Annotated in this window: 5 protein-coding genes; 3 read left to right on the plus strand and 2 right to left on the minus strand. The window is 45.2% G+C overall.

The genetic code is table 11. The features are described from left to right. Window positions 1-274 precede the first annotated feature (274 nt). Both K4039_RS06930 and K4039_RS06935 read left to right on the plus strand, forming a co-directional pair. Window positions 275-5,467 carry a tetratricopeptide repeat protein gene (locus K4039_RS06930; protein WP_265234409.1) on the plus strand — a complete coding sequence of 1,731 codons (5,193 nt, stop codon included), beginning with the start codon at window positions 275-277 and terminating at the stop codon, window positions 5,465-5,467. A gap of 343 nt (window positions 5,468-5,810) precedes the next feature. Continuing rightward, the gene (locus K4039_RS06935) at window positions 5,811-6,485 is read left to right on the plus strand and encodes a Uma2 family endonuclease (protein ID WP_265234410.1); all 675 of its coding nucleotides are present in this window, start codon (window positions 5,811-5,813) and stop codon (window positions 6,483-6,485) included. A gap of 41 nt (window positions 6,486-6,526) precedes the next feature. On the opposite strand, the gene K4039_RS06940 is transcribed toward K4039_RS06935, so the two are convergent. Beyond that, entirely contained in the window at window positions 6,527-7,264 is a 738-nt protein-coding gene (locus K4039_RS06940; RefSeq protein ID WP_265234411.1) for a Uma2 family endonuclease, read from the minus strand. A 231-nt stretch (window positions 7,265-7,495) separates the two neighbouring features. Here K4039_RS06940 and K4039_RS06945 point away from each other — a divergent pair, with 231 nt between their 5' ends. After that, window positions 7,496-8,836 carry a 16S rRNA (cytosine(967)-C(5))-methyltransferase gene (locus K4039_RS06945; protein ID WP_265234412.1) on the plus strand — a complete coding sequence of 447 codons (1,341 nt, stop codon included), beginning with the start codon at window positions 7,496-7,498 and terminating at the stop codon, window positions 8,834-8,836. A gap of 32 nt (window positions 8,837-8,868) precedes the next feature. Here the strand turns inward: K4039_RS06945 and K4039_RS06950 are convergent, their stop codons facing one another. Next, window positions 8,869-11,493: a transglycosylase domain-containing protein gene (locus tag K4039_RS06950; RefSeq protein ID WP_265234413.1), complete on the minus strand. Its 2,625-nt coding sequence runs from the start codon at window positions 11,491-11,493 to the stop codon at window positions 8,869-8,871. Window positions 11,494-11,622: the final 129 nt, after the last annotated feature.

Here is an 11,622-nt window from a genome sequence, read left to right on the forward strand (position 1 = left end):
ACTGGTTCCAGCCAGAGCCTCGTCAAAACTGATAAGCCATCGAAAGCGTCTCTAGTACCACCTAGGGGCGCTTATTTGCTTGTTAAGAGCAGTTTAGCACTGCTTGGACAAATATACAACAAAAATAACGTACTTTCTTCAAATGTATAGTACAATTAGACTTATAAACGCCAAAAGCCTTGTACAACAAGCATTTCATGGAAAACGCATCGACACAAATTTCTCGCTCCCAGGTAGAGATTGGGAACCAGTTACGATCCAGGGGGTTGACATTATGAAAGATACACTTCTGTCTCGCTTCACGCCCAGTCTGATGAAGCACGAAGATTTAGAGGAGATGTTGGTGCAGCGTCATGATTTAGCAAACGAGCTAGTCGAGTCAATCCGCCAGAGCATACTCCAGCCTCAGCAGCAGAATCATCATCTATTGATTGGGATGCGAGGTATTGGGAAGACGCACTTAGTCTCGCTAATGTATCACCGCGTCGGGAAAATGCAGGATTTGCGGGAAAAAGTGCTGATTGCTTGGTTGCGCGAGGAGGAGTGGGGCGTCACGTCGTTTCTCGATTTACTGCTGCGAATTTTGCGAGCGCTCAAAAAAGAATATCCGGCCCAATACAAGGCTCAACTGTACGATCGGGTTGAATCGCTTTATGGTGAATCGCCCGATACCGCTCAACAGATAGCAGCAGAATTGCTGAAAGATTTTGTGGGCGATCGCACTCTGCTTTTACTTACAGAAAACCTGGATGACTTGTTTGAAGGGTTGGGCGACAGCGGGCAGCAGCAATTCCGAGACTATTTAGAAAAATATCATTTCTGCACGATTTTCGCGACATCTCAGCATTTATTCAAAGGAATCGATCATAAAAAAGCGCCCTTCTACAACTTTTTTAATCTCCAATATTTAGAAAAGCTAACTTTAGATGAAGTTGTCGGCTTATTGAAAAACATCGCAAAATTAGAGGGCAACAAAGAATTAGAATCATTAATACAAACGCCAAGGGGACGTTCTCGAATTGAAGCGATCCATCACTTGGCTGGCGGTAATCACCGCGTTTATATGATTTTTGCGGAATTTTTGACTCGCGACTCGCTCGATCGACTGGTGAAGCCGTTTTTGCAAACGCTGGATGAATTGACACCGTACTATCAGGCGCGGATGGCATGGCTTTCGCCGCAGCAACGAAAGATAGTTGAATTTTTGTGCGATCGGCGCGGGGCTGTCATGGTGAAAGAGATTGCCCAACGCTGTTTTATGACACATCAAACAGCATCCAGCCAACTCAAACAACTGTCGGGAATGGGTTATGTGACGAGCGTATCGATCGGGCGCGAGTCGTATTATGAACTTCAAGAAGTGCTGATGCGTTTTTGCATGGATGTGAAGAAGCATCGCGGCGAGCCGATTAGTTTAATTGTGGATTTTTTGCGGTTGTGGTACACGCAAGAAGAGTTGAAACAGCGATTGGAGCGTTTGGGAGTAGGATTTAGTGCGATAGGGAAAGAGCTAGTTGATAATAGCTCAGAAAAAAATCATTTGAAGTCTCACATAAATCTGGAAACACTACCGCCTAATGCTGTAATTGAGCGAGAATATCTGCTGCGTGCGCTTCAGGCAAGGGAAACAGATGATTATGAAAACCTTCGCGTAGCAGCTTGCGTGCAGGAAATTGAAAATTGCAAGGAGAAGAAAGACTATGTTTCTACTTTGAATCTAGCAAATAAACTGGTAGTAATTCGTGGTCAGGCAAAGGACTGGTTGGAAAAAGCAAATTGCTTGCACAATCTCGAACGTTATGATGAAGCATTAGAATCGTGGGATAGGGCGATCGAACTAGAACCCAATGATTGGCAAGCTTGGATGATGAAAGGCGGAGTATTATACAAGCAAGAACGCTACGAAGAAGCTTTAGAATCTTTAAACAAAACGATCGAGCTTGAACCCAATAATCCGAGCCTTTGGTACGCTCGAAGTCATGCACTCAAGTACCTAAGACGTTACGAAGAAGCCTTAGCATCTTTAAACAAAACGATCGAGCTTGAGTTTAATTATGCAAGCATTTGGCATTTTCGAGGCTATGTACTCAACAATCTCGGACGCTATGAAGAAGCCTTAGCATCCTGCGACAAAGCGATCGAGCTTGAATCCAATCATGCGAGTCTTTGGTATGTTCGAGGCTATGTACTCAACAACCTCGAACGCTATGAAGAAGCCTTAACCTCCTATGACAAATCGATCGAGCTTGACCCCAAATATGCGTTGGTTTGGGAAAGTCGAGGCAATGTATTAGACAACATCGGACGCGATGAAGAAGCATTAGGATCTTACGACAAAGCGATCGAGCTTGAGTCCGATCGTGCGAGCATTTGGTATCTTCGGGGTCAGGTACTCAGCGACCTTGAACGCTATGAAGAAGCCCTAGCATCTTGGGACAAAGCGATCGAGCTTGAACCCAATAATGCGTGGAGTTGGAACAGTCGAGGCATTGTACTCAGCAACCTCGGACGCCCTGAAGAAGCTTTAGCAGCTTACGACAAAGCAACCGAGATCGATCCCAATCATACGATTATTTGGCTTATTCGAGGCTATGTACTCAGCTATCTCGGACGCGATGAAGAAGCCTTAGCATCTTGCGACAAAGCGATCGAGCTTGACCCCAATGATGCGTCAGTTTGGGAGCGTCGAGGCAATGTACTAGACAACCTTGAACGTTACGAAGAAGCTTTAGCATCCTGCGAAAAAGCGCTCGAACTTGACCCTAATGATGCGTCGGTTTGGGAGAGCCTAGGCGATGTACTTGAAAACCTCGAACGCTACGAAGAAGCCTTAGCATCTTACGAAAAAGCGATCGAACTTGACTCTAATAATGCGTCGGCTTGGAACGGTCGTGGTAGTGTACTTGAAAACCTCGAATGCTATGAAGAAGCTTTAGCATCCTATGACAAAGCCATTGAAATTGACCCCAATAATGTGTTGTTCTGGAGTAGTCGAGGCAGTTTACTTAACGACCTTGAACGTTACGATGAAGCTTTAGCAGCTTACGACAAAACGATCGAGCTTAAACCAAATGAATGGAGCATTTGGTTTATTCGGGGTCATGTACTTAACAGCCTCGAACATTACGATGAAGCTTTAGCATCCTATAAAAAAGCGCTCGAACTTGAACCCAATGAATTGAGTATTTGGTATACTTGCGGTCATGTACTCAACCGTCTCGAACGCTATGAAGAAGCTTTAGAAGCCTATAACAAAGCGATCGAGCTTGAACCCAATGATGCGAGTATTTGGCATATTCGAGGCTATGTACTCAACCGTCTCGAACACTATGAAGAAGCTTTAGCATCATTTGATAGGGCGATCGAACTTGAACCCAATAATTTGTGGGTTTGGAGCAGTCGAGGCTATGTACTCAAATGTGTCGAACGCTATGAAGCAGCCTTAGCATCCTATGACAGAGCGATTGAGCTTGACCCAGATCGTGCGAACATTTGGTATCTTCGAGCCAATGTACTCAAAAGTCTCGAACGCTATGATGAAGCCTTAGCATCTTATGACAAAAAGATCGACCTTGACCCTAATGATGCGTTAGTTTGGGACAATCGAGGTGATGTATTCAACAACCTCGGACGCTATGAAGAAGCCTTAGTATCTTACGAAAAAGCGATCGAGCTTGACCCCAATTATGCGTTAGTTTGGGACAATCGAGGTGATGTATTCAACAACCTCGGACGTTATGAAGAAGCCTTAGCATCTTATGACAAGGCGATCGAGCTTGACCTCAATTATGCGTTCGTTTGGAACAATCGAGGTGATGTACTCAACAACCTCGGACGTTATGAAGAAGCCTTAGCATCTTACGACAACGCGATCGAGCTTGACCACAATAATTTGTTGGCTTGGACTTTCCGAAGCGATGTACTCAACAGCCTCGAACGTTATGAAGAAGCATTAGTATCCTGGGACAAAGCGATCGAGCTTGAACCCAGTAATCCGAGCATTTGGTATATTCGGGGTCATGTACTCAACAACCTAAAACGTTACGATGAAGCATTCGCATCCTGGGACAAAGCGATCGAGCTTGACCCCAATGATGCGTCGGCTTGGACTTTCCGAAGCGATGTACTCAACAGCCTCGGACGTTATGAAGAAGCCTTAGCATCCTACGACAAAGCGATCGAGCTTGAACCAAATAATTTGTTGGCTTGGACTTTTCGCAGCCATGTACTCAACAACCTTGAACGCTATGAAGAAGCTTTAGTCTCCTACGACAAAGCGATCGAGTTAGACCACAATAATGTGTGGGTTTGGAACAATCGAGGCTATGTACTCAACAACCTTGAACGCTATGAAGAAGCTTTAGCATCCTATGACAAAGCAATCGAGCTTGATCATAATTATGCGTTGTTTTGGGAAAGTCGAGGCAATGTACTCAACAATCTTGAACACTATGAAGAAGCCTTAGTATCCTACGAAAAAGCGATTGAGCTAAACCCCAATTTGAACTTGCTTTGGGTTAGCCGAGGTTGGTCACTATTTTATCTTAAACGCTATGAAGAGGCATTAGCATCGTGTGACAAAGCAAGCGAAATCAATCCCAATGATATGTGGGTTTGGAACAGTCGAGGTAATTTACTTAACAACCTCGGACGTTACGAAGAGGCATTAGCATCCTGTGACAAAGCAATCGAGCTTGACCCCAATCAAGAACTATTTTGGGTTAACAGAAGTTGTTTTCTATTTTCTCTCAATCGCTATGAAGAAGCCCTTACATCTTGTGACAAAGCGATCGAACTCGATCCTAATTATACAGATGCTTGGTTTGAGAGAGGCTACGTTCTGGATCATCTCGAACGCTACAGCGAAGCATTAGCATCTTATGACACAGCCATAAAACTCGGTTGTCAAGATTTATCTGTCTTCTTCAAACGCGCTATTTTCCTTCTAGAATTGAATCGTTGGCACGAAGGAATTACCGCATTAGATGATGCCTTTCAACGCCTTAAACTTGACGACGAAGCTGATGAAGATAATACAATATTAATTGTCAGTAATCTATTCACCAAGAAGAATATAGCGAGCGGTCATAATCGAATCACCAACCTAAATGATGTTAAATTAATTTTTTTCAACCTCTTCGCCAACAAGGATGTAGCGATATGGAAGCCTCGGATCGCCAGCATAATTGCAGTTTACGAAAAACACAAATATCTCTCAATCTTAGGACAGGGAATTGTGCGAAACATCCCCGCGCTAATGTCAGAAATGGTCAGCGACAAAGCCGCCCGCAAATGGTTAGAATTGTGGCAAGAACAAACCAGCAACTACGAACAATTCCAAATTCCGATCCGCCTGCTGAATGCGGCTGTCCGCTATAAGGAAACCAAGGGCGACAGACGAGTTTTGCTAGAGCTTCCCATAGAAGAACGCACTTTATTAGAACCGTTGGTGTCAGGAAAAGTATAATAGGCGATTAGAAATTACGGTGACGATTGAAGCCCCGGCGATTGGAAATCGCGGCTACACAAACGATGTCCGCCTCCGCGGACGGAAGAAAGGAAATTCAACCCGCGGAGGCGGGTTTTGTGTGTGTAGACGCGGTTTCAACCGCCGGGTTTCTCCAACCCGCGGAGGCGGGTTTTGTCTGTGTAGACGCGGTTTCAACCGCCGGGTTTATTCAACCGATGAACGTGGGTTTTGTATGTGTAGACGCGGTTTCAACCGCCGGGTTTCTCCAACCCATGAACGTGGGTTTTGTTGAAATAGGTATAAAATAGAAATTGATGATACTAGCAAAGGACTCATCCCCATGACGGCAACAATTCCCACAAAAACTTCAGCCGAAATTATCTACCCCGACAGCGACGGCAAACCCATGTCTGACAACACCAAACAGTTTGAACTAATTGTCACCATTCAAGGTGGAATAGATGCCCTATACAAAGAAGACGAAAATGTCTTTGTAGCAGGTGACTTGCTGTGGTATCCAGTCGAAGGAGATAACAAAACTCGCCAAGCACCTGATACGATGGTAGTGTTTGGTAGACCGAAAGGTTACAGAGGTTCTTATCAACAGTGGCTGGAAGATAATATCGCCCCGCAAGTTGTCTTTGATATCTTCTCGCCGGACAACCGCATGAGAGAAATATTTAAGCTGTTTAAATTCTACGAAAATTACGGAGTTGAAGAATGCTATTTTTACGACTTAAAGTATAATGAGTTAATAGGTTGGGTGCGAAGTGGTGGAGAACTCAACTATATTGAATCAATGGAGGGTTGGGTGAGTCCGCGTTTGCAGATTCGTTTTGAAACTGCATCGGGAGACTTGGAAATTTATCGGCCTGATGGACAGAAGTTTTTGTCTTATGTGGAGTTGTCAAGACAACAGGAATTAGCACAGCAACAAATGGAATTAACACAGCAAAAAGCCGATCGCCTTTCCGACAAATTGCGAGAAATGGGCATCAACCCCGACGAAATCTGAACAAAGAAAACCGGGCGCTTGAAACCGCGTCTCTACTGATTTCAATCGCCATTTCCCGACTCTCCCGACAAAATCCCAACAAACTCCGCGTGTTCCGGCGAATTAATCCCCTCCTGCAAAACCGCCATCACCTGCGCCAAATCTCCCGACAACAAAGCGGGTACAGCCAACCACAAACCAGGAAAAACTAGACTCCGCACCACACCATTCTCATCAGGTTCCAGAGAAACATACTTGCCTTCATTCAAAGTAAACCAATGCAAACGTTGTTTGTTAATCTGCCAAACCATATACTCCTGCACTCCATTTCGCCGATAAGCCTTTTTCTTATCGTGCAAATCTTTAGATGCGGTACTAGCAGCTATTTCTACAACCAATTCCGGCGCACCTTGGATGTAATCATCATCAGTAATTTGCGAATTTCCCCCATTCTCAATTCGCAGCAAAGCATCTGGCTGCGGTTCGTTGTCCCCGTCTAAGAATACCGTTGCGTTATCACCCAGTCGCACCCCAGGCGTAGCAATCCGATAATTCCACAGCCACCCAATAATGTTACTGTGAGGTTCAGCATGAGGTACAAATCTTACTGGGGATGGCATATACACAATTCCTTCAATTAATTCGGCTTTCTTGACGTGCGGCATGGCGAGATAGCGATCGTGAAATTCAGGCCGCGAAAGCCGATCGCCATTTTCCAGCGGCAGCATTGTTTCGGATTCTTCAACAACAGGAGTTTGTCGATCGATATTTTTTGTACTTCTTACAGATGTTTGAGTCATAATGTATTACCTTAGAACGAGGTACAGAAACTCGAAACAGAAAATGATAAAATAAATCAGCAGTTATTAATATTATACACTTAACATTGTGTAAGTCATTTTATTTAATATCTTCAGGAGTTACGCACTCCGACGTAAGAAACCGGGTTTTTCGCGACAAGACGCATTGTGACGCGCAGATTCCCTAAAAAACCCGGTTTCTGAACCCCACGCGAAGTCCCAATTTAAATCATGCAAAATCCCCGCCAAATAGCCTTCCTCGCACTCCGCGAAGTCCACCGTCGTGGTGCATTCGCAGACGCCGCCCTCGATCGCACTTTCCGCAATTCCCAACTCACCGACCTCGATCGCCGTTTAGTCACAGAATTAGTGTACGGTAGCGTTAGGAGAATGCGATCGATCGACTTCATCATCGACAAACTAGCCACAAAAAAATCCTCCCAACAACCGCCAGACCTCCGCACCATCCTGCATTTAGGCCTCTATCAACTCCAATATCTCAACAACATTCCCCCCTCCGCCGCCGTCAACACCACCGTTCAACTAGCAAAAGAAAATGGCTTTGCAGGACTCAGCAGTTTTGTCAACGGTTTGCTGCGACAATACATCCGTTTAACAGAAACCGACTTAAACCCATTAACAATTACTAACTATAAATCATCAGTCGAACGCCTCGGAATTCTGCACAGCTTCCCCGACTGGCTAGTAGAATTGTGGATCGAACAAATAGGCGAAACCGAAACCGAACAACTCTGTGAATGGTTCAATCAATCTCCCACAATTCACCTCAGAATCAATCCCTTAAAAACCTCGATCGCCCAAATCGAGACCGCCTTCCAAGCCCATAACATCTCCACTAGCAGAATCCCCAATTTACCCCAAGCATTAAGACTAAATGGTAGCACCGGCGCAATCCAAAACCTCCCCGGATATAGCGAAGGTTGGTGGACAATCCAAGATAGTAGCGCTCAATTAGTCACCCATTTACTCGATCCACAGCCAGGGGAAATCATCATCGATGCCTGCGCCGCGCCGGGAGGGAAAACCACCCACAGCGCTGAATTAATGCAGGATACAGGCACTATTTACGCCTGCGACAAAACCGCTAGCAGACTTAAAAAACTTACTGAAAATGCCGATCGACTCCAGATGAAATCCATTAAAATTCATACCGGAGACAGCCGCCACTTCCCAGAATTTATCAACCTAGCAGACAGAGTATTATTAGACGCACCTTGTTCGGGCCTCGGAACCCTCCACCGTCGCGCTGATGCCCGCTGGCGACACACACCCGAAAACATTCAACAACAATCCCAACTGCAATCGGAATTACTAGCAAATGCAGCGACATTTGTCAAGTCCGGCGGTGTCTTAGTTTACGCAACTTGCACGATTCATCCCTTGGAAAATGAACAGGTTGTGCGATCGTTCTTAGATAGCAATCCTGACTGGCAAATCGAAGCACCAACCATTGATTTACCCGTACAGCCATCACCCGAAGGATGGGTGAAACTTTGGCCGCACAAACATATAATGGATGGCTTTTTTATGGTGCGACTCAAACGAAATTAAGAAGACCGGGCGGTTTCAACCGCCGTCTTATCTTATTGTGGCGGTTCTTGATAGGCTGGTTCTTGATAGGCTGGTTCTTGATAAGCAGGTTCTTGATAGGCTGGCTCTTGATAAGCAGGTTCGCGATACCGGGGTTGAGGATTGGGATTGTAAGGTACGATCGCACCATCCTCATTGACAATCATCCCTCGAATAATCTCGTTGGGCTTGACCGGTTTTGCCTTAATACTGCCTTTGCGGCCCTCCAACTTCGGCAACTTCGGAAACTCCTCAACCGGCATTCCTTTGACAGCTTGACTCATAAAATCGCGCCAATTATAAGCAGCCGTACCGCTAGTTCCCCCCGTCGGATAATTGTCATCATTCCCCAGCCAAACCCCAGTCACCACCTGCGGAATATAACCGATAAACCACAAATCCCGCACATTTTCTGAAGTACCAGTTTTGCCAGCAACAGCCCGATCGGCTAAAGCAGCAGGCCCGCCCGTACCCCCAGTCACCACACCCTCCAACATCCAAGTAGTAATCGCAGCACTATCCTTATCCAAAACCCGCTTTGGTTTAAAATCAGCCTGATAAATCACATCTCCCCGCTGATTAATTACCTTAGTAATTCCGTGCGCTTCAATAAAATTACCTTGGGATGCCAAAGTACCGTAAGCATTAGTTAACTCCAGCAAATTCACCTCAGAAGAACCCAAAGCCAGGGAATAAATCGGACTTAATTTAGACTTAATTCCCATATCGTGGGCTAATTTCATCGCCGGTTCAAAGCCGACATCGACCAACACCTTCACCGCCACCACATTCACCGACGCCCTCAAAGCGTCAGACATCGATCGCCAACCGCTAAACTTTTTCCCGTAATTATTCGGTTGATAGCCGTCGAAAATAATGGGCTCATCTTCATAGCTGTCGTAAGGCGAAAAACCGGCTGCTATCCCCGCGGCATAAACCAACCCCTTAAAAGTCGATCCGGGCTGCCGCAAAGCCTGCGTAGCGCGATTAAACTGACTTTCCTTAAAATTTCCGCCGCCGACTAGCGCTTTAACTTCCCCTGTTTTAGTTTCTATCGAAACCAAAGCCGCCTGTTCAAAACCCTGACGGCGGCCATCAACCTCGATCGCATCTTTAACCACCTTTTCCGCTATTTTCTGCCACTTCAAATCCACCGTCGTCTCGACAGTCAAGCCACCCGATTCCAAAGCATCCTTAGAAACATAGCGCGGCAATTCCTTGCGAATGTAACTAGCAAAATAAGGCGCCATCACTTGAAATCGCTTCGGTGCACTTGGTTTAACAGTCATAGGTTCTGCCATCGCCTCCTTCGCCTGGGACTCTGTAATTACCTTTGCTTCCTGCATTTGTTTGAGCACAATATTGCGGCGTTCCTTAGCAACATTCGGATTAACCAAAGGCGAATATTCACTCGGTGCCGGAGGCAAACCCGCCAAAGTTGCCATCTCTGCCAAAGTTAATTTATCGACTGTTTTGCTAAAGAAAACCCAAGCCGCATCTCCCACCCCGTAAGCATCCGACCCCAAATAAACCAAATTTAAATATCTTTCTAAAACTTGGTCTTTACTCAACTCCCGCTCTATTTTCTGAGCTAAAAGTGCCTCCCGAACCTTTCGCTTAAGACTTCTTTCTTGATTGAGAAAAACCACGCGAGCCAATTGTTGAGTAATGGTACTGCCGCCCTGCACCAAATCTCTCGCTATCAAATTAGAAGCGATCGATCGCACAATACCTTGATAATCCACCCCGCCATGTTCGTAAAAACGGCGGTCTTCGATAGAAATAAAAGCTTTCTTCAACAAATCGGGAATTTCATTAAGTTTTAGCTTATCTCTAGTTGCGGGCCCCGACTGCAATAAAATCGTATTATCTGCCGCCTTAATTGTCAGCGTTCCATCACGGTTAAAAGCCGACAAATCGTTAACATCCGGCAAACCTTTATCTAAGGTGTGCAAAATCCATAAACCGTATATTAAAGCGCCACCGCCCATACTAGCCACACCTATGGCTATCCAAAATCTCGGGCGGCGGGACAGGAGTTTTTTTAACTTTTTCTGTGGTTTTATATCTTCCTGCGGTGCGCTATTTTCCGGTAGATCAGTATTTATTGGCAGTTGGGTGTCCGCCAGCGCGCTATTTTCTGGTAATTCAGTATTGATTTGTTCCAGTTGGGTGTGCGGCAGCGCGCTATTTTCCCGTAATTTGCGACTATTGTATCTCTGGGATTTTTTGGGTGATTTAGTTCTGTGCCCACTCAATCCCGGCTGCAACAATTCTCTTCCCTTTGCTTGCAACGTAGTAATTAGAGGCTCAATTTCCAACCAAATAATTAAGCGCCTCAACCCTTGCCAATTGCGCTGGACTCTTGGATATTCATCGTCTTCTGAGTCAGAATAATATTCTGATGCTAATTCTGACTCTTCTGGAGGTTCAGCATCTTCTGATACCACATAATCCGATCGCGCATCTGTTGTCTGTGCAGACAATTGATCCGGAGATGGCGGCGAGTTTAGCCCGGTGCTATTGGCAGCATTTGGCGATTCTAGATCGGAATTACCGCCTACTCCCTTAGTGACTTTGCTCAATTTATACTTAATATTTGAGAAAAATTCTGACACGTTCAGACCTTCATACCTCATCAATTTAAGTTAAAAATTAAAAATTAAAAAGGCGAGCCATCTTCAATTTTTAATTTTTAACTTGATATTTTGTATCCAAGAACACTGTGCAGAGTCTTGAGTTATCTATTTTAAGCTAAAAACTCTTTA

Source organism: Lyngbya sp. CCAP 1446/10 (assembly GCF_026130175.1).
In the GTDB taxonomy this organism is placed as follows: Bacteria; Cyanobacteriota; Cyanobacteriia; order Cyanobacteriales; family Microcoleaceae; genus Microcoleus.